The following is a 25225-nucleotide window of genomic DNA, read 5'->3' as shown; positions in this document are numbered from 1 at the left end:
TAACGGCGCAAAATTGAATAGAATTTGCGGGCCGAAAGTCCTAACTTATGAATCAGTACTTCTTAAAAGAGCATTTATTCCGTTTGATGTTGACGTTTGAAAGCCGTTGGTGTTTGATTAGTAATTTTCTTAAAGGTACTGAAGAAAGCGGTTTTAGAATTGAACCCCACTTCATAGCCAATGCCCAGCAAATTGAGATGATTCATGTTGGGGTCGAGAATCAATTTTTGGGCTTCTTCAATTCGGTAGCGGTTGACGAATTGGTAAAAATTTTCATGAAACCCGTTGTTGATGGTATAAGAAAGTAGGTGAGGTGTGGTTTCGAGCAGCGCCGCCAATTTGATTAAACTCAAATCATACTCCAGAAAAGGTTTTTGTTGTTCCATGACTTGCAATAAAGCCGCTTTTAATGCTTCAAGTTTATCCTCGGGCACTAATTTTTTCTTAGGGTTATCGTTCCCCGAATTTTCGATGATGAGATGATCGATAGCGTCCTGATCTTTTTTCTGGAACGGGAAAACTTCTTTTTGTTTCAAGGCGTGGAAGGCAATAAAGTATACGCCAACAAAAGTGATGGTGCTCGAAAAAATATCATAATAAACAAAATGTTCAGACAACTCAAAAATAATATCCAAAACCCATACAAGCGCCAAAAGAAGTACGCAATAGCCTACGAGCTGCAACCATTTTAAATCAACATGTTGAACAGACGAAGCATAGAGGTATAGGTTTTTTTGGTAATGGTTCAGTAATAGCATGGCTTTAATGCAATAGAAAGCAATCAAAGCACAAAAAACAACACTGAAAATGACTAATGCACGATGTTCCAGATCTTTGTCGGCTTCGGATTTTGCCGGTTCGACAGCAACAAAATGACTTAAAATCATTAATAAAAGCATCAAAAACGGAAATAAGAAATGCAGATTATCAGTTGCTTTCCAACGGCGTTTTGGCCTGACGTAATACAGGATGCTAAAATAAAAGACAGGAGCTATGATGCAATTGCTTAGGAAAACAAGCTCTGAAATAACAGAAGATTCCGGCGCCAGTTGCAAGTGTTCCAGCGGTGCGCCAATTTGAATCAAGAACAAGCATAAAATAAATGCTCCGAACCAACGATTGGCCTGAATGTTCACTTGATTAAGATTTGCTAAAATTAAAAAAGCGAGCAGTAGCGTAGGGCCAACAAATAAAGCTTCAAGCGTGGGGTTCATCTCTTGTAGCAAGTTTTAAGGTTATTAAAAACTATTGAGTCGGGATTTTGGGTTTTCTGTTACGTTTTAATAAAAATGTTACTTGTTCTGGTACTAGGCTGTCTACTTTCTTCTCATGCACAATTGCGTTTGGTGAAAAACCAAGACGGCAATAACGCGTTTAATGATTTATTAATGATGATACTATGCTTTTATAATGTTAAAATTTCAAAAAATGAACACTGTTCAAAAAATAATAATACATTTGTCCCATGACTATAGCAGACCGAAAAGCTAGAGAAAAGGAAAATCTCAAAACTTTAATTCTTCAAGGGGCTAAGAAGCTCTTTTTAGAAAAAGGTATCGATCAGACGACCATCAGAAACATTGCCGATGAAATTGATTATAGCGTCGGTACAGTCTACGTTTATTTTAAAGATAAGAATGCCATTTTACACGATTTGCACACCATAGGTTTTCAGGAATTGGGAAACAGTTTTGCTCCGCTTTTTACGATTGAAGATCCGATGGAGCGACTCAAAAAAATGGGTGTACTGTACATCAAATTTGCGTTAGAGAATGCTGAGATGTACGATTTGATGTTTAACGTAAAGGCGCCCATGGAGTATATAGAAAGCTCTGAGGACGAATGTTGGAATGAAGGGGTAGGCACTTTTGATGCGCTCAAAAATACCGTGGCGCAATGCATGGCGCAGGGGCACTTTGCAGGACATTCGCTGGAGCCGCTTTCGTTTATGATCTGGAGCGTCGTGCATGGCATGTGTTGTCTTGAGATGAGAAATCGAACCAAAGGCGTAAAATTTGAAAAACCCGACACCATATTAGTTGATGGTTATCAGGCATTTTTAAAAATTATTGAAAAGTTGTAGTTTTTTTTGTTCAATTTTATGAACAATGTTCACTTAAAAAACATTGTTTATTTTTAATAACCTTTGTGTATATTATGAAGTATCTATTTGAATTATTGCGGGATAAGAATCCGGAGCTATTAGTATACAGCGCCATTTGTTTGGTCGGTGCCTTGAGCTGTTGGGTTATGGTAAACTACAGTGTCACTACTGTTTTAGGGATTAGTGCCTGGATCAAACCTTTTAAGTTCTTTTTGAGCACCGCAATTTTTGTTTTGACGATGGGGTTCTATACGAGCTATCTTGACAATCAAAGGCAGGTTGAAATCTATACCTGGTCCATGATTGTGCTGTTTTCGATCGAGTTAATCCTCATTACTTACCAAGCGGCGCAGGGCAAAATGTCGCACTTTAATGTCGCAACAGCTATTGACCAATTGATTTTCAACCTCATGGCGGTGGCCATTACCATTTTGATGTTGCATACTTTATACGTGGCGCTTTTATTTTTCAATCAAACACAATTTGATGCGCCGGAAACATTAGTGCTTGCAATCAAATTAAGTTTGCTCGTTACCGTAGTTTTTGCTTTTGAAGGTTTTGCTATGGGAGCGCTATTGAAACATACGGTAGGCAGTACCGACGGATCGCCGGGATTGCCTGTTACGAATTGGAGCAAGCACTACGGAGACTTGCGCGTAGCCCACTTTTTCGGCATGCACGCTTTGCAGATCATTCCTCTGCTAGCTTATCTCGTAGCAAAAACCAAACGCGAAGTCGTCATGATTGCCGCTCTATATCTTGCCTTTGTCACCTATACTTTACTCCAAGCTTTACAAGGAAAACCATTCATTAAATTATAAACCCATACATTAAAAAAAATGAGAAATGCAATCAGAATATTAGTAGTATTGATGGCCTTTTGCGCTTACGGACAAAACGGTGTCATCAAAGGGAAAGTGACCGATAAGCAATCCGAAATGCCTCTAGCCGGTGTAACCGTTACGGTGGTCTCCGCCCCAAATTTGAGTACGATTACCGACGAAACAGGGAGTTTTCAAATCTTGAATGTACCGCTTGGAAGACAAATGATTGCCGCTGTATATCTTAGTTATACGACAGCTTCTGTTCCTAATATTGAGGTCACTTCAGGTAAGGATGTTTTTTTATCGATTGCCCTGACTGAGAATTACAACACTTTAAGCGAAGTCGTGGTCAAAGCGGAAAACAGCAAAGCCAAAGCCATCAATAAAATGGCGGCAGTGTCCACCAGACAATTCAGCTTGGAAGAAGTCAACCGATATGCCGGCGGACGAAGTGACGTAGCGCGGTTGGTGTCTAATTTTGCAGGTGTGTCCGCAGCCAATGACAGCCGCAATGACATTGTCGTCAGAGGAAATTCGCCTTCGGGAATGTTGTGGCGCATCGAAGGCATTCCGGTGCCGAGCCCGAATCACTTTTCAACTTTAGGCACTACGGGAAGCCCGGTTTCTGCTTTAAATCCGAATTTATTAGCCAATTCAGACTTCCTTACTTCGGCTTTTCCAGCGGAGTACGGAAACGCCATCAGCGGTGTTTTTGATTTGAACCTGCGCAAAGGCAATACAGAAAAAAATGAATTCATGGTCGGAGTAGGTGCTTATCCGGGTGCGGAATTCATGGCCGAAGGCCCTATAGGCAGGCAAGGCGGTTCTTTTGTGGTCGCAGGCCGATATGGTATTGCGGGTTACCTCGGTGGTGCGGGAACCGGTGCAGCCATACCCAATTATAACGACCTTGCTTTTAACATGGACTTCGGAAAAACCTCGTGGGGAACGATTTCGATTTATGGGATTGGCGGTCTTTCGAACATTGAATTCCTCGGAAAAGATGCCGAGCCAGATGATTTGTTTTCCGCCAAAGATGCCAATCAGGAGTTGCGTTCCAACTTTGGTGTTATCGGTGTTTCCCACAAGTTGTTTCTGAACCAAAAGACTTATCTGAAAACCAACATTTCCACCACGACCAATGCCAACAAATATGACGAAGAAAGGATTTATAATTTAGGAACGGCTACCGAAACTACCATTCCTTTTACCGCGAGTAATAATGCTGAAAACCGGATAACCTTCAGTTCCTACATCAATTCTAAAGTCAATAAAAAAGTGACGATCAGAAGTGGTTTGTTGTTCGAAAGTTTCCATATCGATTATAGTCTAAACGACCGCGACCGACAAGCGGATGCCAACGCTGATGGCTATCCGGATTTTAATTCCATCTACAATACCAAAGGCAATTACAGCGTTTTTCAACCTTATGCTCAAGGGCAATTCAGGCTTTCAGATCGAGTAACCTTTCATGCGGGTTTGCACGGTCAATTGTTCTCTATTTCAAACGAATTTGTATTGGAGCCGCGCACTTCGCTCACGTATGCCATCAATTCGAAAAACAGCATCAGTCTCGGCTATGGCATGCACCATCAAAATGTACCGGCGCCGATCTTATTTCAAAACGAAAATGTAGGCGGGCAATTAGTTCAAACCAACAGAAATTTAGACCTCGTCAGAAGCCAGCATTTTGTGGTTGGCTATGATGTGAAGTTGGCCGACAAATGGCGCGGAAAATTAGAAGTATATTACCAAGCGATTGACAAAGCCGCTATCGAATCCTTTTCAAGCAGTTATTCTTCGCTGACTGAAGGCGCTGATTTTGGGTATTCCACCGATAAAACTTCTTTGGTCAGCCAAGGAAAAGGGCACAACCAGGGCATTGAATTGACCATTGAAAAGTTCTTCAACAAAGGCTATCACGCCCTTTTTACAGGTTCAGTATTCGAAAGCAAATACGAAGGCAGCGACGGCATCGAGAGAAATTCGCCTTTCAACAACCGCTATGTTTTTAACGCGTTGGGTGGCAAAGAATTTAAAGTCGGTAAACTCAAGAAAAATACGATATCCTTTGATGGCAAGGTGACTACTGCCGGAGGCCGCTTTTATACTCCGGTTGATCTTACCGCTTCTCAGGCTGCGGGCTACGAAATCAAACAAAATGATAAAGCCTATAGCCTTCAATATGATGCGTATTTCAGACTGGATTTGAGAACGGGATTTAAATTCAACAGCAGCAAAAAGAAACAATCGCATCTTTTGTATCTGGAATTGCAGAATGTGACCGACAATAAGAACATTTTTATCAACCGTTATAACCGACTCACCAATCAGGTCAACAGGATTGATCAAATTGGGTTTTTCCCGGATTTTGGGTATAAGTTTCAGTTTTAATGCTGAGTAGAAGAATAGTTGCGAGGTGGGTTGTTTAAGGTAAGGCAACCCATTTTTCTATTATTGGCGTTTGTTCTTTTTACTTGACCGATCCATCATCCTGCCATTAATTCGAATCATCGTCATCTTCAGTATTGTCCTCATTTTCCTTACCAGCACAACAGTTTCGTGAGATTAGAGAAGTCCCCCATTAAAATAAAAGCTGCAAGAGCGCTCCCTGCAAGATTTTAAATATGTTATTTAATGACACCGAGGTATACGGCTTTATAAATAAGCCCTGCAATATTTTTAACCTGTAATTTAAAAAAGATATTCTTTCGGTGTGTTTCAATGGTATTTTTACTGATATTTAATTTCACAGCAATCTCATCCGTAGTAAATTCCTTGGCAATAAGCCCGATGATTTCTTTTTCCCTCTGACTTAATATCGTTTTACTGAATTCAAATGAACTATGATCTGTAGTGGTGCCGTTAAAATGTTTTTCGTTTCTCAACACAATGCCTCTCACAGCATTAATGAGTTGTTGCTTATCGGTTTCTTTCAATAAGAAGCCATCGATGTGCTTGATGGATTGCATGTTATCGAACATACTTACCACCAGAATTTTAACTTCAGGATAATCTTTTTTGAGAATTTTTATAAATTCGAGACCATTCATTTGAGGCATCGAAATGTCCGTAATAATGATATCGGGTAACGCTGCCTTAATTTTTGAAAGCGCGTCTTTGGCCGTATTTTCAGCGAATGCTATTTCAAATTCTGGTTCACTGGAAAACACGGAAATTAAGCCGTCTAAAAACATTTTATGGTCATCAACTATTCCGATTGTTATCATGGCTTATAGGGGATATCAACTATTATAGAACTACCGTTTCCAACAATTGATTCAATATTTAAAGTACCTTGCAATGATTTTAAGCGGTTAGCAATATTCTTTAAACCAATTCCGGAAACACCATCGGATTTGAAACCGACGCCGTCATCTTCCACAATGATATTGAGGAAATTGTCGTGGCGCGTTATCGTCAGACTGACTTCCTCAGCTTCGGCATGTTTCGAAACGTTAGCCAGCAACTCTTGGATGATCCGATAAATTTCGTGGGTAAATGATTCCGAAAGCGCCGCAAATGTATCTTCCGGATAAATTACAATTTCTAACTTAAATTCATTCCTTTCCTCCAATCCCTTTTTCAATTCCAACAAAGCCGTTTGGAAATCCTTGCCTTTTAAAAAATTGCTACTCAAATTATGGGAAATATTCCTTAATTCCTGAAACAACCCTGAAAGGCGATTGATGACGAGCGCGATTTTGTCATCTTCGAGTGACTCGTTAATCCTGTGCAAATGTAATTTGATGCCGGCCAACTCACCACCGATACCGTCGTGTATTTCGCTCGCGATTCTGTCTCTTTCCGCAGTCTGACCTTCTAAAATACCCGACATTCTTTCGACTTCGTTTTGCGTTTCTAAGTTTAATTTTTCCTGCAAAAACAACTTATGTTCTTTGGAATTGATGACTTTTTGCAGCTTATTTTTCTTCCTGTAAAACAGGGTAAGTACCAGCAAAGGTATCGCCACAGCAATAGCCAATACAAACACGACTTGTCTTCGAGATTGTTCGATGGTTTTTTCTTTTGATAGCAAATCGATCTTTAAATTCTTTTTTTCGACTTCGTACTTTGTCTGGATTTCACTAAAAGCAATATTTTTATTAATATTGAAAATGCTGTCATTAAGGGATTTAAGCCTTTCTTGAAACTTATAAGCGTTTTTGTAATCATCATTTAACGCATATGATTTTGCGATAAATTTGTATAAGTTTAGTTTTTGGTCAGAAGTAATGCTTTTAGAGGATAAAACAAGTGCTTTCTGATAGTAAGCAATCGCAGCTTGATATTTTTTTTGCGTTAAAAAATAGCCACCATAATTAAAATATACAAAGAAAAGCATTGATTCATCGTGCAATATGTTCTGAATTTTGGCGGATTCTTGTATGTGTCGAAATGCTTTTTTTAAATTACCTTTTATAGGATAATCTAGATAAAAACTACCCAGGTTGGTGTGAATAATAAACTCCGTCGCCAAATCATGATTTTCCTTAACAATCCGCAATGCCTCGGCAAAATACCCCAGACTTTTTGATTTTTTAGATGACACATACATCATGGCGAGCGTAATATAACCTTGGCCCAGCAATTCTTTTAGTCCGTGCTCTTTCGCATTGACAATATTTTGTTCATAATACTCAAGGCTTTTCAAAGTGTCTTTTTGAAGTAAGTAAAGGTTGCCTAGATTAATCAATGTCTTCGATTTGATGTCGGGCAAGTTACAGGCGTCAGCATACTTCAAAGATGCCAAATAATAGCGAAGCGCTTGATCGAAGTGATCTTCGTCGGACGCTATCATCCCTAGTTGGCTGTAACTGTAAGCAAGAATTTTAAAGTATTTGATTTGGCGTGAATAGGTGATAGCCTTACTATAATGTGCCCTTGCTGCAGCGTAATCTCTTTTCAAATAAGCGTAATAGGCCATATTGCACAAAGACCTTGCAATCAACGAATCGTTGCCTATAGCGACACTTTGCAGGTATGCATTCTTGATGTGATGATGTGCTGCCTCAGGGTTATGATCAATATAAATAGTGAATGAATCGATCTCCTTTTCTATGCGTTGCAACCCATTTTGACCCAGTAGCATAAGCGGAAAAAGGACAAAAAAAGCAATGATATATTTTAAAATACAAGTTAAAAACATCACGGTTTTATGGTATGGTTTGGCGAACAAATATAGGTCAAATTTGATAGAAATATTTCTCTTTCTTCATTTAACAATCTAAAAATTAGAATCATGAAAACAAAAATCGCCCAGCTCTTTTTTACAACTGCATTGATGCTTACCCTCAACTTTGGTTCCGATATCGGCGGACCAACCTTGCCGCCAAAACCAACCTCAGGACCAGCATATAAAGCAGATGAATCAACCCGGAGTTTATTTTGTAGCTCGGAAAACAATCTAACGGACGTAACACGACATTAAAATAACAAATGCAAACAAGTAAAAGCTATGCGTTAACCATAAAAGCAAGAACGCTCAAAAAAGTCTTCCGTGGGATGTGCTACTCCTCATCCACGTTAATCTCAAAGAGTAGTATTAAAACCCAATAAAATTAATTTAAATAATTATAAGATGAAAAATTTTAAGCATATCTTTAAAACACAACTAGCACTGGCCTTTGTGTTATTGAGTGCAAACTTTGGTTTTGCGCAAACGGTAACGGTACCATCTAATTGTACAGTAGTATTACCAGGCACTGGTGGCACAGTGGGTGCAGGTGGAAAAGTAGGTTATGGCGGTTTGGTTTCTATGCCAGACCAACAAGCAATAGCACCTTATGCACCCAACCAAGGTGGATCCTTTACATTTAATCAACCATCAGGAGTAACAACTGCTTCCTGGCTATTAAAAGGTGATCTTACTCACAAAGTATTCTCATCATCCGTAAATATAATTATACCTCCGAGTACTACATCAATTACTGTAACTGGAAATTTTAACGCTGCAGTACAAACAACTACTGGTTTAATTGTTGATATTTTTAGTTATAATAAAGCTTTTAGACCTTCGGAATACCTCGCGCCTTCAAATAAAGATTGGGCAAGAAGTAATGGCAGGGTTACTGTGAGTTGGGATGAAGGACTTTGCGGTAAATCAATGTATTTTGATGTCTGTAAAAGGTTCACAAATTCAACAGGTTCTACTGTTCCAGCTATTGTAGGTCCTAATTGTTTAAAACCCAACACGGTTTACACTTACTCAGTTGATAAAATAGTAAGTGATAATGCGAATGATGCCATTGGATTTGATAGTTACTATTGGAGCGGAATTCCTGCAGCATATTATCAAAATAATAATCCTGATTTTTATACTTCTGCTGACGGTAGCTCGATCACTTTTAAAACAGGAGCAACAGTTTCCCCTATCACTTTACAATGTTGTTACGGTAGGGTAAACCCAACAACAATCAATGTAGATGGTGGACCTTCTTTTTTTCTTAACACTCCTGTAGGTACTCATACTACTTGTGTTACTAAATCAATTGTTGCAGCACCATTACAACCTGTCTTTAGTGCGGTATCTGCTAATTTAACATCGCTATCTACCATGAATCTTGCAGTTAACCCATCGGCTTGTTTGCCTACCGGAGCAGCTAACTTTACTTTAACTTACCCTAATTCAGGACCTGGTCAAAGCTATGTTTGGACATCTAGTAATCCTAACTGGACTTTTTCAAACAATACCACAGCAACTACAACAACAACAGTTACACCACAAGCAGGTGACAATAGCCCGCAAACCATTACACTTACCATTACCGGTAACAGTTGTGATCCAGCGGTTTTTACCTATAAAATTAACCGTAGCTTAGCAGCACCTCTAGTCATCGCGCCTACAGTTGCTTTAAACACTTGTCTTAATAGCACCTCTAGTGGTAATACCTATACTGTACCTAATTCAACTGGAAATACTATTACATGGACGATCAATAATCCATCTGGCTTGACTGGAATTACGTTAGGCAATGCAAATACTCCAACAGTTACGGTTAACACTGCGGGTACTGCCGCTGGTACTTTTGATCTTGTAGCCACATCAAGTTTTTGTTCCGGAAGCATTACACTTCCAATAACTGTAAAACCAAGCCTCCCAGTCTTTACCACTACATCTCCTACGTGTATGCTAAAAGGAGCAACAGGAATAACAACTATTCAAGTAGATACAACAGCTCCTGGAACCCCAACTACAGGTTATGTTTGGGATTTAACTGGTGCCCCTGGATGGTCAAATGTTGGAACTGTAGCACAGCAAACTTCTTCAACACCAACATTTACAGCGGGAACAGGTGCTGGTCCAGTAATTATAAAAGTATCCAATGGCGTAAGTCCTTGTAATAGTGCTCAAGCATCAAGAACCATCACCTATAGTACGATTTTAACCGCACCTAATAGCAGTACCTCTTTTTGTGATCAATATGCAGTGACTTGTGGTACCGTTAATTCATGGATAATCAATGGTACAACCTATACTGTCAGTGGTACTAATTTCACCATTAGCGGAAATAATTTAAGTATTTGCGGGAATAGTGGTGCAGTTACTTCAGTTTCAGCTAATGTAACAGTTAATGGTACTACTGCTGTACTGGTTGCACCTTCATTAGGAACACATGGGCTTAGACAGGCATCACCCTCTACACAAGGAACAAAAATAGATAATGCAATTATTTATCCTAACCCAAATGATGGGAATTTTACAATAAAAATAATTGATTTTAGGGAAAATGCTACTGCCATAGTAACTGACATGACCGGAAAAAAAGTTGGTAATTATAATCTTGTAAAAGGCGAGAACAATATAAAAACAACAAACCTTCCAAAAGGTAGTTATATTGTTATTTTACAAATAGATGGTAAAACAGAAAACAAACAACTTATTGTTGAGTAATTTAATTTTAAACTATTGAAAGTTTTGGGACATTGTCCCAAAACTTTCTTATTTAACAATTATACGAATACATCTTATATCCATTTTTATGAAAAAAATTGTGTTACTATTACTATTCTTAAAGTCCACTTTTATACTGTCGCAAACTGTAGCTTTTGATCCTACTTTTGGCAACAACGGTAAAACGCACACCGGTTTTGGTATTAGTGATGCAAAAGCATATGTAGTAGTCACGCAACCTGATGGTAAAATCATAGTGGGAGGAAGTGCATATAGCGCAAACCCCAAAAACTTTTATGCAACAGATACTAATAATGCTGTATTAGTAAGATACAATAGTGATGGCACTATTGATCCTACTTTTGGAAACGAAGGCATAGTTACTTACAACTACAATATAATCTATAACTCAAATGAGATCAACACCGGTGTTGGTAAACTTATATTACAACCAGATGGAAAGATCTTGGCTGTAATTGGAGGATCTCCAACACTTTTTCTTATTAGATTTAATACCAATGGAAGTATCGACACCAGTTTTGGAAATAATGAAACACACATTTTTATATTACAGTTTGGATTATTTGTAATTCAACCTGATGCTAAAATAATTACAGCGTCTAAACAGGATCATTACAATTCCTTTGGGCAAGTTGATTCTTCTTATTTCAGGACCGACCGTTACAATACTGATGGGACACTTGACACAACCTTTGGTACTGACGGTACCGTGATTACCGATTTTGGTTTTGGTTATAATTATGTCACAGCAATTGCGTTGCAGCCCGATGGAAAAGTTATTGTTGCAGGAACTAGTTACAACAATCAATTTGCAATAGCCAGATACACCAGCAGTGGGTATTTAGACACCACTTTTGATGGTGATGGAAAAGTGATTACTTCACTGGGAAGCGGGTTAAAAAGTTATACACAATATGTTAGCGTGCAAGCTGATGGAAAAATTATAGTGGCTGGCCTCTCATATCCTTCAATTCCTCCTCAAGAATTTAGTTTCTCCATTGCCAAATACAACCCTAACGGCAGCTTAGATACCAGCTTTGATAGTGATGGAATAGTAAACAACACATTTGATGATGCTGCTGGAACATATATTAATCTCAACACCATTGTAGAACAACCCGATGGTAAATTCTTAGTCACTACTGAAACTGGAAATAATTTTGAATTTGTAATAAGAAGATACAATGCTTCTGGTAGTGATGATACCTCATTTGGCAATAACGGGAAATCAGCATTATTTATTCAAGATGACAATAAAGCTTTGGGTATTGCCTTGCAACAAGATCAAAAAATCGTTGTAGCCGGAACTTCTCGTTCATTAGCATCTATTGAAGATGTATATGAGTTTAATGTTGTGCGTTATTCAACTAACGGTGTTCCTGATGTATCCTTCAACAATGATGGGATCATTGCCACAAAATTTGACTCTTCTAATGATTTATCCACTAAACTGCTAATCCAACCCAATGATAAGATTATAACTGTAGGCGTTAAAAAAACGTATCCGTTTGGTACTGCAGGAAAAGAATTAATTTCGATTTCCAGAACCCATACTGATGGCAGCTTAGATTCTACATTTGGCACTGATGGTAAAGTGGTTAGTGATTTAGGACAAGATTATTCTAAAATTAAAAATGCTGTATTGCAACCCGATGGCAAAATATTAGTTTCATGTGAAACAGCAACTTTCGGTAATCCTAACGAATATTTTTTAATTCGATATAATAACAACGGTAGTCTTGATACGACCTTCGGGAACAATGGTAAGACAACACTGGGCTATGTAACTGCAATACTTCCCTTACCAAATGGAAAAATTATTATTGCTTCAGAAGTTTATGACGCACAAAATAATCTGTTCCTTAATTTAAAAAGCTTAAATAATGATGGCTCCTTAGATTCGACTTTCGAAAATGACTTGTTGGTAAATATTAATGGAACACCGGCATCTATATATTCAACTTTGCAATTAGATGGTAAAATTGTAGTAGTTACTTCTATTCCCAATCAAGATGGTAAAGTTGGTTTTTATAAAATGCGATACCATAGCGATGGAACTATTGATAGTTCTTATGCGAATGGTTTGAATGTTTTTGAATACAGTTGTGCTGCAAATGGGATTTTTTTAAGAAGCGATGGAAAAATTTATGTTACGGGTAAAAGTAATGGTTATGACCCAATAAATCAGGTTTATTCTTCTCAATTTCTGGTAGCTTGTTTTGATGCAAATGGTAATTTGGACTCCAATTATAGTGCAGATGGAGTTGCTACATCGTTAATGGGTAACGTATATAATATTATTCAGTCAGTAGCCATGCAAGCAGATGGTAAATTTATTGTGGCACTCACTAAACCTGAGCAAAATCCAGCAAACCCGACACCTGAAACCTATAATGTAGTGGTCACTCGTTTTAATTTTGAAGGTGGTCATGATGCAGATTTTGGCACCAATGGTGTGATTGAAACCTCTTTTTTTGACGGTTATGACGAAGCTTTTGACGTGGCATTGCAATCTGACAATAAAATTGTTTTAGCTTGTACTACAGATACAGGAATGAATAGAGATTTTGGTTTAATGAGATTCACTAATAACATTTTAAGTAATGAAAATTTTACTATTGATACTAGTTTTAATACTATTCTCTATCCCAACCCAACGCAAAACACCTTAAATATAAAATTTCCAGAAAATGTAGAGGCCAATAAGATTGCCATAATGGATTCACTGGGTCAGATCATTATAGCGCAAAATAATAAAAGTAACAGCAATGATAATGGCATTAAAAGTATAGACGTAACTTATTTACAAAAAGGGATTTATATCGTTTTACTACAAACTAATCATGGTGTTTGGAATGGGAAGTTTGTGAAGGAATAGTTTCCCCCGCGCGCGCGAATGCCTTCGCGTGGTTCTTTTAATAAAGAAAGTTTCATTAATTTTTAAAAGTACAGACAATCAAAAACCTGAACTTTTGTTAGGCGATTTTAAAAGGTTTACAAGTCGAAGCTTAATCAATCGATACTCAGCAGTATTTTGTATATCAATTTAAATGGGTTTTGAAACGCTTATTGTTTGATAAACTTGGCTTGAAATTTTTGATCACCCGAAAAAGCTTTGATCAAGTACATTCCCGCTGCAAGTTGCTCTACATTCACTTGATTGTTGGGGGCTGAGGTTTGGGTCATCACTGTTTTACCGCTGATGTCGCTGAGGATGATTTTGTCAATGGTCAAATTGTTGTTGGTTTGAATAGTTAGTATTGTCTTTGCGGGATTGGGCGCAATGTCAAAAGAAAAATCTGTAAATGCAGCGGTGGATAAATTTAAATGAACGGTAACGGGAAACGGAATACTTGGGCAAAGGATTTGAGCATTGACGGCAAAGTAAGTAACCCCATCTACTAAAGGTGTATTGGCGGGCAACTGGTTTATTAAATAAATAGAATCTGAATAGCTGCCATACCAAGACACATTGGACGGAATAACATACAAGTCCGTTAGCGTCGGATTCGTCGTAAGTATTGTCTGATCCGGATTTCCCTCCGGCATAGGATTAGTCGGTCGGACAATAACGTTAAAACTATTGGCGCCTCCTGCGATACAAAGTGGAATATTGGGAGCGACCACATAATTGACAAAATAACTTCCGGGTGGTGTTAAATCTAAATTAATGATTCCGGAAGAAGGATCAATGACTAAAGGTTGCGTAGCTAAAAAAGTACCGCCAAAAGTAAAGTCGGAAGGTATAATTGGGTAAAGTAAGCCATTCCTTTGGCAGGTTGGCGTTGTATAAAAGAAATTGAGCACTGGTGTGCCTGGTACTGCCTGAGTGATTTCAAATGAAGTCTGAGTAGTTAGGCTGTTAACACTATTTTGAACTGCAATCACATGAGATCCGGATGCCATTTGATCAAAAAACGGACTCGTTTGAAAGGGGCCTCCATCAAGGCTGTACTGGTAATCAACAGCGGTTGAATATACACCGACATTAGAATAATCTTCAGGATCGAGTGTGGTCCAGTCGGCTGGATTCCACGTAAAACTCGGGACAGGCGCGTTGGTGTGTCGTCTGTAAGTATATCCGGGCTGGCCAAGCGGTGTGAATACCGTTCCGTCGGTAGCGCCCCACAAGTCTATGGCAGTATTGTCAATGGCGGTCAGCATCACGGCATCATTGGTATTAAATCCGGCACAAGCAGCAAAAGTAAGATTGGGTGCGACGCCACCTTGATTGGTACTACTTCCGATGGCAACAACAAAGGTATTGTAAGCATTCACCGAACCCGATAAGGTCAAATCGCAACTGGCAGTAGAGAATCCGTTAAGATATATTTTAAGTTTGTAATTTGAAAGGTTGACCGCAGCTCCTGTACCGTTAAAAATTTCGATGTAGGACAGTCCGCCCAAACTCGCATCGGTAACTTCTGAAATATACAAATTCGAAGCGATAGGTCCGGCGTTGCTCAATGGACTGGTGACTTCAACGGTTCCGTATGGCGAAGCACAGGTAGGTTGTGAAATGGAAAGTGTTGGCGCTTGTGCTAAACAACTGATTTTCAAGAAAATGATGGCGAATAATAGTAATGTGTTTTTCATGTTGTTTGCCGTTGTTCTTTTTCTTCTTTAGATTTTACGGTTCTATTTTACATCACCAAGTAATATGACTTGTGCATTAGTTGGTGCAATCACAGGTTGAAGCTCAGTTCCATCTAAATTACACGAAAATATTTTATTGGTATAAGTTGAGCCATTACTATAATTTACAACAAATAAAACTTTCTGTCCATCAGGAGAAAATCTGACAAAGGCATTCGAATTGGCATTTTGATAAGTGGTGCCGGTGGGCAATGTAATTGGAATTTGAGTGGGGTTAGTCCCGTCAAGGTTGCAATACCAAATGGCGAATCCATTAACGGAGTCATATTGCGTATATAATATTTTGCTCGATGGTACTATCGCTTTCGAGGCATTGTCACTATTGGAGCAACTTATTTGAAATAAAATTCCAGCCAATGCAAAAACGCATACATATAAAGTAGTTTTAAATAAATTTTTCATAGGATATAAAATTTTGTTTGGTTAGAGCTTTTCAAGAATGACCCACAACTTATTGCATAGGTAATACAAATTTATACAAGTGCGTTTATTTTGAACTATTATTGGGGAACTATTAGTGGTGTATGGTAAAGTTTTTTTGTGCGTTTGGATAGCACCATCAACTATTTTTTAAGTTTTATGATTTCAGGAACAATATAGTCATCCAAAAGTTTTGTGGTTTGATGGTGCGATTTCATGCCTCCATTATAAAAAGTACTCGTGAGAACAACAACCAAATCCAATTCGGGGAAAACGGCTATTTTACTGCCACCGGTTCCCGACATAAAATAGGACTTTACTTTTTGTTCTTTCCCAAAAGATGATAACCACCATAAATACCCATATTCATAATCGAACATGCCTACTTCGGCATGCGGCGTTGTCGATGCTTCCACATACTTTTCAGAAATGATTTGCTCGTGATTCCATGTTCCTTTGTTCAAATAAAGCTGTCCGATTTTTAGCAAATCCCGACTTCTCAACCCAAGCCCGCCGCCAGTCATAGGCAGTCCGGTCGGTGTCATTTGCCAATGATAATCTGTAATACCTAGTTTGGAAAAAAGCGCTTTATCGGCGTATTGTTCCAAAGAGCCTGAAACCGTGTTGATGATGTCACCCAAGACCACAACGCCAGCCGTGCAATAACTGAAACTCCGGCCATATTTCGAGTCTTTAGGTTTTGGTTTCCATTCGGGAAAACCTTTGATGGGTAAATCCCAATAGAATTTGACCCAATTTTCAATCAAATACATGCGGTCTTCTTTGCCGCGCGAACTTTCTTCCCAATCATCACATTCCAAAACCGAGGACATGGTGAGTAAATCCTCAATCGTTATTTTGTCTTTTCGGGGATCCGGATTTTCCAGCTGCTTCACTTTAGAGAATCTTGAAGCATTTTCGCTTACTGATTTTATCGAGCCCTTCTGGATTAAAGTGCCAATGAGCGTTCCGGTGATGGTTTTTGTGGCTGAACGCGTATTGTGTTTGGTATCTTTAGTGTTGTTGTTGTAATAGTTCTCGAATATCACTTTGCCGTGATGCGCAATCACCACACTGGAAATTTCTTTAAATTCATTAACGGCAATAAGACTGTCCATTTTTTGAATGGTCTTGTTGCCTAAAAATTCGGTTTCCGTTGGCCATCCATCTTTGGATTGTTCGGGTTCAAAAGGCTTAATTTGAGCGTTGCTATTCAGGCTAAATGCCAGAAATAGGAAAGAAAGTGTTGCTTTGTACATTTGATTTTGATTGATGATTGAATCGTAGGACGTGGCTTTCCGTGATATGTTACAATCTTGAATTGGCTTACCGATTGTGTCTGTAAGCTGTTATAGGAAGTTCTGTCTATCAATTCGGTAAAGCAATCCCCTATGTTTTTCAAAATCAAATTCCTTCTCGTATTGGAGGCCAATTTTTTCCAACACTTTAATAGATGCCGTATTTTCCGCCATTGCCCTTCCTACAATAGTTTTTAAGTTTAGGGTTTCAAATCCGTACTTCAAACATGCCCTTGCACTTTCAGTGGCCAATCCTTTGTTCCAGTATTGTTCAAAAAACCGGAACCCAATGTCCGTTTCGTTGATTGCTGCTGCGTATTTGAGGCCACACCAACCGAGGAATTCATCATTAAATTTATCAACTACAGCCCAACGTCCGTAGCCATTGGTTTGATACTCTTTATATTGTTTGAGGAAATTTTCTGCTTCCTCAATATTTTTGAAAGCGGTATCGCCGGTATATCGGATCACATTTGGATTTAGGTTTAACGCATAAAAATGCTTAGAATCTTCCAGATTAAATTCTCTCAAAAACAGTCGGTCGGTTTCCAGAATTCGTTTCATTTTTTGCAGGATTTTTAAAGGCTATCGCATCACGTTTCGCTACCAGACGAAGTTGCTCCAAAGCGGCCGTATATTTCCCGCTAAGCTATTGGTTTTTGTGAAGAAAACGTCCAGAAAGGAATGCTTAGCGATAGTGCTTGACAGCTTTTATGCCGCGTTACTATTTATTCTTTTAGGTCGTAAGGAATATAATTTTCCCATTTCCAAGGCGTGTAAATATCACCGATAGCGGTTTCTAATAAGGCTTTAAAAATGCTTTCGGCATTATCACTATTGCTCATGATGATAATGCCTGTTCCGGTCTGGGGAAAAATAATGGAATAGTGTTGAAAACCGTCGCCATGCCCTTCTTTAAAGGCGCCAGTGCCATAAGGAGATTGCAGTAATACCCAACCAAGCCCATAGCCCAAATCAATACTGTCATTGGCATTAGAATCTTTCAATCGCAACGGGCCAAACTGCGCTATTGATCTGATTTTAATTTGTTGGGTAAACATGGTTTTGGTGGTCGCTTTTTTCAATAACTTATTTTTCAAAACGGCTTCAGTAAAAAGCGTATAATCGTTCAAGGTTGTTTCTAAAGTGCTTGCGGCTCTCGCATCGTTATCTTTATCTTTTTCATAGGGTTCTCCGGTGGTGTTATGCCCAAGACAGTAATCTTTTTCAAATTCGGGTTGCCATGTATAGGAAGAATGATTCATTTTTAAAGGTCTGAAAACATTTTCCTGCATCATTTGTTCCAATGGTTTATCCAACAGATGCTCCAATACCACTTGCAAATAAACAAGTCCTTCGCCAGAATAGCTGTAGCGGGAACCCGGTATTGCTTTAACCCTTAATTTCTGATCGGGTTCGTCCCACCGCCAATTTGGAAAACCTGAGGTATGGTCTAAGCACATTCTTGCCGTTATTTTGACATAGCTTGAATCCTCTTTTAAATCCTGATAGTTATCATGCCATTTTTTAGTTGGTTTATAGCTATAAATAGGCTTTGGTAAATAGTCTTGTAAAGGTTTGTCTAAATCAAGGATGCCTTTTTCAACAAGCTGCATGACCATCACCGCAAAGACGGGTTTGCTTAATGAAGCACCATAAAAATTGGTTTCATTGTTTATAAGTTCTTTGGTGCGCAGATTTTTATAACCGAAAGACTTTTTATAGACCGGTTTGTTGTTATTGAAAACGGTGACCGCTAATCCTTGTACCTTGGCAATTTTCATTAACGCATCAATTTTTTGATCTAAGCTGATTGCTGAAATTTCTGTTTTGTCAAGTCGTACTATATTTTGCCCAAAACCAACAGCAGCGAAATAGAATATTGAAAAGAGGGTAAAATAGCAGTTTTTTAAAGACATGATGGTTGGTTTTAATGGTGCTTAACGTTGCTGTAGCAGACGCGGTTGCGGTGAAACGTAACGGGTTTTCTCCACTAAGATATGGTTTTTATTTATGCGTGTCAATTAAAACGATTTGGTAACCAAATTTTTTAGCGGCCAAATCGTAAATCACAGCATTTTCAATGTCAGCCATGATGATAATGGAATCATTTTTTATATAAAGACTATCAATTCCTGCTCCCCAATCAGCTTCGTAAATTCGGTCAGTTTTGCTCCAACGCTTATTAGTGATATCACAAAATCTATGACCACTTGTAATGGTACTTATTGTGTATCGTTCAATTTTGATATCGTTATTTTCAGTTACTTTCACTTTCAACTTTTTGTTACAAGAGGAACATAGTAACAAAATGCTAGTTAGTGGAATATAAATTTTCAGTTTCATGGTATTTTCTTTTTCTGCAGAGGTTTCCTAGAATGACCGCTAACTTATCAAGAGGTCGTACAAATTTAAACAACTGTTTTATTATAAGAATATTCTTGTAGTATAATTACGCATTTTTAGCAGTAATTACTATTAAATTCAACGATAGAGCGCCGATGATTTTGAAGACCAGTATAAATTAGGGGGGAGTACTCAAGGCGTAACCCTCGAGAACAGATATCAACTCAGTGATGCCGAGGTCAGAATGAAAAGGATTGGTAAGTTGGAAGCCCTAAAATGTGCCGCACAATAGATTCTTTAACCAACAAGATATTTCATTTATAAACCAAAACAAACATACTGATGAGAGACAATCCCACCCGACAAACTGATCGTCACGAAATTCGTGCAAAAGAACAATCTAAAAGCAATCAGCAGCTGACACGAAATCGCATATACATACTTCTATTGGTATTATGTGCTTTTAATCTTCCTGTATGGGCGCAAACAGGCAATGTTTACCTTACTTGGGACAACAACGTAGGCTGTCAGGTTTCTGGCAATTCCGACAGGAAAGATTATTTCGAACTGATTGCAAGTGGAGAATGCCTGCGGGTTTGCGGAGGCAGTCTGGTAACCTATACGGTGAACCAATATGACAGCTCCTGGATTAGCACGGATTGGGTGGTGAATGGAGGTACAAAAATCAATTCTGGGACACAGACTTGCCAAGTATCCTGGAACAGGGGTACGATTGGAACAGGCTCAATCTCCGGGATCATACATACGACCAATGGTGATATCGTTATTCAGGAGCTTTGCGTTGAAATTTTAGATGGACCAAGAGCAAGGTTTGCAAAAGCACCGTTTAATTTTTCGAATTGGGATAATACGGATCTCAAAGCCGATATGGAAGTGTGCAAAAACGTTCCGATTCAGTTTTTAGATGGCTCCTTAACCAACGGCGGAACGCCCATAATTGATTTTCAGTGGAATTTTGGCGATGGCGTGCTGCATCCCACAACCTGTACCTCTACAGAACAAAACCCTACACATACTTACCTTGAAGCAGGACGCTTTCCGGTGTCGCTTACCGTCACCAATAGTTGCGGATGCTCCAAAACAACGACCCGCTATGTGAATGTAGGCGCAAGAGGAATAAAAATTTCGTGTCCTGGTGTCGTGTGTCCCGGGCAACAGTCAACCTATTCTGTAGTAGATCCTCAGCCGGGTTGCGGATACGATTGGACGGTCGTGGGCGGTACGATTCTGGGTGCTGCGAATCACTCGGATGTTAAAGTCGATTGGACCCGGCCCGTCGGGGAACTTAATGACGACGGATTCGGTTACATATCAGCAACACCAAACCAATGTGGTGCGGATTGTTTTGCTCCAACCACGCTGCGCATCCCTATCATCAGACCTTCAATTAAAATAGACGGGGCAACCACGATTTGCGGAAAATCTCAGGAGCGTTATACGATGCCCCAGTGGCCGACCACAGAATTCGAGTGGCAGATTGTGGGTACCACCCCTGGGGTCAATATTATTTATACAGACCAACGAAACGAAATTATTATTGACTCCGACGGAACTGCAGGATTCATCACTTTAGAGGTGGTCTACCAAAATACCTTCCTAAAATGTGGCGGCAGGGCTACAAAGAATATTGAAATCAAGGGCGGCCTCGAAATCTTAGGCCCGACAAAGCTCTGCATGGGCACTACCAGTACCTTCACGCTGGCAAGCGGCCTGTCAGCCACTTGGACTGTCAGAAAAATGCCCAACGGACCTGTGACTTCTTATACCGGCGTGAGTTTTTCACCACTGGCATCGGTCTTTGCAGCTACGGGTCAATATGGAGTCTCAGCGGATGCCCCCGGTAGCTGTTCTTCAGAATACCATTACGTCACGGTCATCAGCAACACCGCCCCGCTCGATGCGGCAATGCTTGACTCGCGATTGGTTTGTCCGGGCAGACCCTCTGTTTTTAGTATGGTCAATGACATACCCGGAACCGTTTTGGTGTGGTCGGTAGCTCCGGGAGTTGGTACGATAGTAGGAAACAATTATGGCAATGAAGTGCAGGTGATTTTCAACTACCCCATTGCTGGTACCTATGCAATTTCAGTGCGTCGCGAGAGCAACTCCGGACCGGCATGTCCATCAGAAAACCTGGAGATACCTTTGCAATTGGTACCTTTCAACATGCCTCAGATTGATGGACTGAACTACGTCTGCGGCAGTACCTATCAGAACTATGAAGTGGCGGAGGCCGCAGGGGAACTATACCAATGGACGATAGAGCCGGCCAACGCAGGGAGTGTTGTAGCCAATGGAAGCCGCACAGTACGAATTCTCTGGAATCAGTTCCCTTCCCTTCAAAATGCCACCCTGAAAGTGGCGGTGACAAAATGCAACATCCCGAAGGAGAAGACCTTAAACGTTACGATTGCAGATCCTTCCATTACAATCAATGTGCCGTCGACCGGTTTTTGTAAGGGCACATCGCAGAACTTTAGTATCAACCCCACACCAACCTTGACCAGCGGTACCGTGACCTGGGATTTTGGCGATGGGCAAACGATTACAGGGCCAGTAAGTACGACTGCTTCGGTAAATTATGCCTATGCGGCAGAAATTGCCGCACCGACAACTTACACGGTCAAAGTGAAAGTCGATAGCCCAAACGCCTGTCATTCATTCATCACAGCGACAGCAACAGTTTCGGTGTTGCCGCTTCCTAAGGCATTCCTTACACCGGATTCCTATGATATATGCGGTCAGTCTAGCCCCAACGTGCCCATCACGGTAAACTTAGTCGATAATGGTCCGATAGTTTCCGTCACTTGGTACCACAACGGGAACGTCGTAACGAATCCAAACACCAATCCTTTGGTATTCAATGCGACGACCTCCGGGCACTACTATGCTGTCATATCCAATGGTAGCTGCCAATCATCCACAGATCAGATGGCGATTGATGGCTGCGGTACCTGCTCCGAAAACCCGGTTATGAATCTGACACTGACCAGAAATTGCAAAACGGTGGTAGCCACAGGAACTTATGTTGGAACTACCCCAATGGCAGCAGGGTATAGCAGTTCCGAGACGCCAGTCGCAACAACACCCGCGAACGCAACCTTCGAATATACCACGCCGGGCAACAAGATCGTCAGCTATGTGCTCACATATCCCGACTGCCAGGTCACAAAATCAGCTTCCATCCTGATCCCTTACATTCCTAAAGTAGGAGTAGACGTGCAATGTACGGCTACTGGCAACCAATACAGCGTAAGACTGTTCGACAACTCCCTCTATTACAATGGGCAGGTGCCATCAGGAAACAGTTGGGTCTACAAAATCAACAACGTAATACAACCCCGATTGAGCACTGATATCGTCAGTGAAAGAACCTTGCTGCTTGCTGCAGGACAGACTTATGTTTTCGAACTGACCATCGGTGCCAGCCCATACGAATACTGCACCCAGGTGCTGAACTTCGACCTGAGGAACGTGCCGAACCCAAATTTTAGCGTACAAACACCGATATGCCAGCATACCGCTGAGGTTTTTACAGCGGTCGACCAGCCAAATACCACTTTTGAATGGAATTTTGGCGATAATTCATACAATTATCAACAAAACCCGGAAAAAGAATTTTCCTATGGAATAAAGGTTCCAATTTTGACAGTAACAGACCAATACGGGTGCAGTCGTAATGATAACCATACTATTATAGTGAACCGGAACGATCAGCAAGGCACCATCGAGCCACCGTTGGTAACGTGTCCAGGAAGACCTAACATATTATACTTTAGTCAAAATGCTGGTTTTACGGGAGTTACATCAGTGCAATGGCTATTAGACAATGTGCCAATTCCGGGGGCAATTACCGGACCCGACGATGGTTTCACCGCGACAGAATCAGGAGGCTACTCCGTAATTGTCGGCAATGCTGACGGATGTACTGTCCAATTGCCCCAGAGTATGCCGGTGGCCATCATGCGTGATCCGTTCACTTCCATTGAAGGGCCGTCGTACGCGTGTCTGAACCAGCCCTTTAAACTGTACGTGCCTGCAGGTGCCGGCGCAGGATATACTTATAGCTGGTACGATTACAACGACACCAATACAGAACTAAGCAACACCAATGAAATGACGGCTACGCTGACGGCGGAAGGGCATTATACGTTCCTGCTCGTGGTAGGTTTCACTTTGCCTGACGGCACAAACTGTGGTTCTACGTTCTTCCGTGATGTCATCGTGGACACCCCGCCTGTAATCACAGACCTTTACGGCACGGTCAGGAATTGCAGTCCGTTTGAGGTTAAATTATGGGCGTTGGCAGAGCCTTCGGGCGGCGTATACAATTGGAGTGACGGGCAGGACGGCCCGATGGTGATGGAGAATCAGGGCGGGGTTTACGAGATGACTTACACGGCGCCGGGAGGTTGCAGGGTTTCAGGACAGGTCAATGTAGAAAAAAACCTCGAGAATTTCATGTGGGTTTTCCCTACAGGTTGTTATGAAAGGTGTTTGCCACTCACGGATGCTTACCTGATTGGTCCGGATATAGTAAGTTTCAACCAATGGCATTGGCTGGAAAATGATATGGTCGCGCAGTCAGCTTCCACAAATGTTGATAACCATCATTTGACAGACACAAGCAATGTCTACAACCTGCAACTGAAAACACAGCGCTGTGACCTCACAAGTGGTGATATGATAGTATCGGCAGTGGATTGTAAAGATTGCAAAATTGGAAATACACTTCTGGCGACAGGCAGTTCCAACGAACCCTTCTTTCACTATACGATCCAGCTGCATATTGACAATACAGACACAACGCCGCAGAGCGTCAACGTAACTGCGCCAACAGCAGTGGGTGTAATCGTACCCGGAACCGTCATAGTTCCTCCGGATACAGGGGGTAATTTTACCTTCAGCCTGATCCCGGATCCAAGTTATACGGGAGCTTCCACCATGATAACACTGAGGTCCAACCAGGGGAAATTATGCATTGGGGATCAAGAGATACAGTTTCTGGGCGAAAGCAGGGAAACCGTATTGGGCCATAACGAAAAAACAGGAGCAGACTTGAGACTCTACCCAAACCCTGCCACGGCCACGGCGGAAGTTTCTTATGATTTTGGTGCGCAAAACGCGAACGAAAGCAATGAATTATTGGTGTACGACCTTTACGGGCGAAAGTTGGAGGCTATAATGCCTGCAGTATCCCAGGGGGTCTGGAGTTTAGCTACGGCCGGTTATGGTGCCGGTACATACATCGTCGTGATGAAACGCGGCGGGAAATTGGTACAGCAAAAAATATTGGTGGTTAAGAATTAAAGTTTAAATTTGAGAGAAGAAATGGCACCTGTACTGACAGGCGCCAAATACAAACACTCATGAGAACCGATAAAAACACAAGGATACTATGGTTGGTTTTGGCAGGGATGCTCTGCTTGTCAACCAACGCGCAGTCATGGCAGTGGGCCGCCAGTGGCGGCGGAACAGATGCTTTGGGTTCCGGATATGAAGAGGTTTATTCTATGTATACGTCGGCGTCAGGTGACTCATACATAGCCTCCGAAGTGGGTAGGATCAGCCTTCAGGTGGAGGGCAACCCAAAGGGTACTTACAGTACTTTTGGGCTTAATGATTGGATTATTGCCGGTTT

Annotated in this window: 17 protein-coding genes; 8 read left to right on the top strand and 9 right to left on the bottom strand. The window is 40.6% G+C overall.

The window, feature by feature from the left end; all coding sequences use genetic code 11:
• Nucleotides 1-74: 74 nt before the first annotated feature.
• A complete protein-coding gene (locus Q0058_RS11085) occupies nucleotides 75-1214 on the bottom strand; it encodes an AraC family transcriptional regulator (protein ID WP_298223898.1) in 1140 nt (379 codons plus the stop codon).
• A 251-nt stretch (nucleotides 1215-1465) separates the two neighbouring features.
• Between Q0058_RS11085 and Q0058_RS11080 the strand changes: the two genes are divergently transcribed.
• From Q0058_RS11080 to Q0058_RS11070, 3 genes are all read left to right on the top strand, one after another.
• On the top strand, nucleotides 1466-2083 hold the full coding sequence (locus Q0058_RS11080) for a TetR/AcrR family transcriptional regulator (RefSeq protein ID WP_298223896.1): 618 nt from the start codon (nucleotides 1466-1468) through the stop codon (nucleotides 2081-2083).
• A 74-nt stretch (nucleotides 2084-2157) separates the two neighbouring features.
• Nucleotides 2158-2925, top strand: coding sequence for a hypothetical protein (locus Q0058_RS11075; RefSeq protein ID WP_298223895.1), 768 nt, complete (start codon nucleotides 2158-2160; stop codon nucleotides 2923-2925).
• An 18-nt stretch (nucleotides 2926-2943) separates the two neighbouring features.
• Nucleotides 2944-5322, top strand: coding sequence for a TonB-dependent receptor (locus tag Q0058_RS11070; protein WP_298223893.1), 2379 nt, complete (start codon nucleotides 2944-2946; stop codon nucleotides 5320-5322).
• A 236-nt stretch (nucleotides 5323-5558) separates the two neighbouring features.
• Here the strand turns inward: Q0058_RS11070 and Q0058_RS11065 are convergent, their stop codons facing one another.
• Complete coding sequence (locus tag Q0058_RS11065) at nucleotides 5559-6158, bottom strand: response regulator transcription factor (RefSeq protein ID WP_298223891.1); 600 nt, start codon at nucleotides 6156-6158, stop codon at nucleotides 5559-5561.
• Nucleotides 6155-8077 (bottom strand): ATP-binding protein, encoded by a 1923-nt coding sequence (locus Q0058_RS11060; RefSeq protein ID WP_298224111.1) that lies wholly within the window; start codon nucleotides 8075-8077, stop codon nucleotides 6155-6157. The genes Q0058_RS11065 and Q0058_RS11060 overlap by 4 nt, the downstream gene beginning before the upstream one ends.
• A gap of 93 nt (nucleotides 8078-8170) precedes the next feature.
• On the opposite strand from Q0058_RS11060, the gene Q0058_RS11055 reads away from it, so the two are divergent.
• The 3 genes from Q0058_RS11055 (at nucleotide 8171) to Q0058_RS11045 (ending at nucleotide 13721) form a co-directional block, all read left to right on the top strand.
• Nucleotides 8171-8359, top strand: coding sequence for a hypothetical protein (locus tag Q0058_RS11055; RefSeq protein WP_298223889.1), 189 nt, complete (start codon nucleotides 8171-8173; stop codon nucleotides 8357-8359).
• Nucleotides 8360-8509: 150 nt separating this feature from the next.
• The gene (locus Q0058_RS11050) at nucleotides 8510-10822 is read left to right on the top strand and encodes a T9SS type A sorting domain-containing protein (RefSeq protein ID WP_298223887.1); all 2313 of its coding nucleotides are present in this window, start codon (nucleotides 8510-8512) and stop codon (nucleotides 10820-10822) included.
• Nucleotides 10823-10910: 88 nt separating this feature from the next.
• Nucleotides 10911-13721 (top strand): T9SS type A sorting domain-containing protein, encoded by a 2811-nt coding sequence (locus tag Q0058_RS11045; protein WP_298223884.1) that lies wholly within the window; start codon nucleotides 10911-10913, stop codon nucleotides 13719-13721.
• A 188-nt stretch (nucleotides 13722-13909) separates the two neighbouring features.
• Here the strand turns inward: Q0058_RS11045 and Q0058_RS11040 are convergent, their stop codons facing one another.
• The 6 genes from Q0058_RS11040 to Q0058_RS11015 form a co-directional block, all read right to left on the bottom strand.
• A complete protein-coding gene (locus Q0058_RS11040; RefSeq protein WP_298223882.1) occupies nucleotides 13910-15439 on the bottom strand; it encodes a T9SS type A sorting domain-containing protein in 1530 nt (509 codons plus the stop codon).
• Nucleotides 15440-15481: 42 nt separating this feature from the next.
• Nucleotides 15482-15901, bottom strand: a complete 420-nt coding sequence (locus Q0058_RS11035) for a hypothetical protein (RefSeq protein WP_298223880.1) — start codon at nucleotides 15899-15901, stop codon at nucleotides 15482-15484.
• A 161-nt stretch (nucleotides 15902-16062) separates the two neighbouring features.
• Entirely contained in the window at nucleotides 16063-17178 is a 1116-nt protein-coding gene (locus Q0058_RS11030; protein ID WP_298223878.1) for a serine hydrolase, read from the bottom strand.
• A 90-nt stretch (nucleotides 17179-17268) separates the two neighbouring features.
• Nucleotides 17269-17781: a GNAT family N-acetyltransferase gene (locus Q0058_RS11025; protein WP_298223876.1), complete on the bottom strand. Its 513-nt coding sequence runs from the start codon at nucleotides 17779-17781 to the stop codon at nucleotides 17269-17271.
• 164 nt (nucleotides 17782-17945) lie between these two features.
• Nucleotides 17946-19136 carry a serine hydrolase domain-containing protein gene (locus Q0058_RS11020; protein ID WP_298223874.1) on the bottom strand — a complete coding sequence of 397 codons (1191 nt, stop codon included), beginning with the start codon at nucleotides 19134-19136 and terminating at the stop codon, nucleotides 17946-17948.
• A gap of 88 nt (nucleotides 19137-19224) precedes the next feature.
• Nucleotides 19225-19497, bottom strand: coding sequence for a hypothetical protein (locus Q0058_RS11015; protein ID WP_298223872.1), 273 nt, complete (start codon nucleotides 19495-19497; stop codon nucleotides 19225-19227).
• 408 nt (nucleotides 19498-19905) lie between these two features.
• Between Q0058_RS11015 and Q0058_RS11010 the strand changes: the two genes are divergently transcribed.
• Nucleotides 19906-24894: a PKD domain-containing protein gene (locus Q0058_RS11010; protein WP_298223869.1), complete on the top strand. Its 4989-nt coding sequence runs from the start codon at nucleotides 19906-19908 to the stop codon at nucleotides 24892-24894.
• Nucleotides 24895-24953: 59 nt separating this feature from the next.
• The coding region (locus Q0058_RS11005; protein WP_298223868.1) for a hypothetical protein at nucleotides 24954-25225 on the top strand (272 nt) is incomplete at its 3' end.

Source organism: Flavobacterium sp. (assembly GCF_027484705.1).
Taxonomy (GTDB): Bacteria; Bacteroidota; Bacteroidia; order Flavobacteriales; family Flavobacteriaceae; genus Flavobacterium.
Note: the sequence above shows the minus strand (reverse complement) of the source record. Positions and strands in the feature narration are given on the sequence as shown.

Excerpts from the sequence above, each read along its gene's own strand:
- Q0058_RS11085 (WP_298223898.1), bottom strand. The coding sequence starts at position 1,214 with ATGAACCCCACGCTTGAAGCTTTATTTGTTGGCCCTACGCTACTGCTC.
- Q0058_RS11080 (WP_298223896.1), top strand. The coding sequence starts at position 1,466 with ATGACTATAGCAGACCGAAAAGCTAGAGAAAAGGAAAATCTCAAAACT.
- Q0058_RS11075 (WP_298223895.1), top strand. The coding sequence starts at position 2,158 with ATGAAGTATCTATTTGAATTATTGCGGGATAAGAATCCGGAGCTATTA.
- Q0058_RS11070 (WP_298223893.1), top strand. The coding sequence starts at position 2,944 with ATGAGAAATGCAATCAGAATATTAGTAGTATTGATGGCCTTTTGCGCT.
- Q0058_RS11065 (WP_298223891.1), bottom strand. The coding sequence starts at position 6,158 with ATGATAACAATCGGAATAGTTGATGACCATAAAATGTTTTTAGACGGC.
- Q0058_RS11060 (WP_298224111.1), bottom strand. The coding sequence starts at position 8,077 with ATGTTTTTAACTTGTATTTTAAAATATATCATTGCTTTTTTTGTCCTT.
- Q0058_RS11055 (WP_298223889.1), top strand. The coding sequence starts at position 8,171 with ATGAAAACAAAAATCGCCCAGCTCTTTTTTACAACTGCATTGATGCTT.
- Q0058_RS11050 (WP_298223887.1), top strand. The coding sequence starts at position 8,510 with ATGAAAAATTTTAAGCATATCTTTAAAACACAACTAGCACTGGCCTTT.
- Q0058_RS11045 (WP_298223884.1), top strand. The coding sequence starts at position 10,911 with ATGAAAAAAATTGTGTTACTATTACTATTCTTAAAGTCCACTTTTATA.
- Q0058_RS11040 (WP_298223882.1), bottom strand. The coding sequence starts at position 15,439 with ATGAAAAACACATTACTATTATTCGCCATCATTTTCTTGAAAATCAGT.
- Q0058_RS11035 (WP_298223880.1), bottom strand. The coding sequence starts at position 15,901 with ATGAAAAATTTATTTAAAACTACTTTATATGTATGCGTTTTTGCATTG.
- Q0058_RS11030 (WP_298223878.1), bottom strand. The coding sequence starts at position 17,178 with ATGTACAAAGCAACACTTTCTTTCCTATTTCTGGCATTTAGCCTGAAT.
- Q0058_RS11025 (WP_298223876.1), bottom strand. The coding sequence starts at position 17,781 with ATGAAACGAATTCTGGAAACCGACCGACTGTTTTTGAGAGAATTTAAT.
- Q0058_RS11020 (WP_298223874.1), bottom strand. The coding sequence starts at position 19,136 with ATGTCTTTAAAAAACTGCTATTTTACCCTCTTTTCAATATTCTATTTC.
- Q0058_RS11010 (WP_298223869.1), top strand. The coding sequence starts at position 19,906 with ATGAGAGACAATCCCACCCGACAAACTGATCGTCACGAAATTCGTGCA.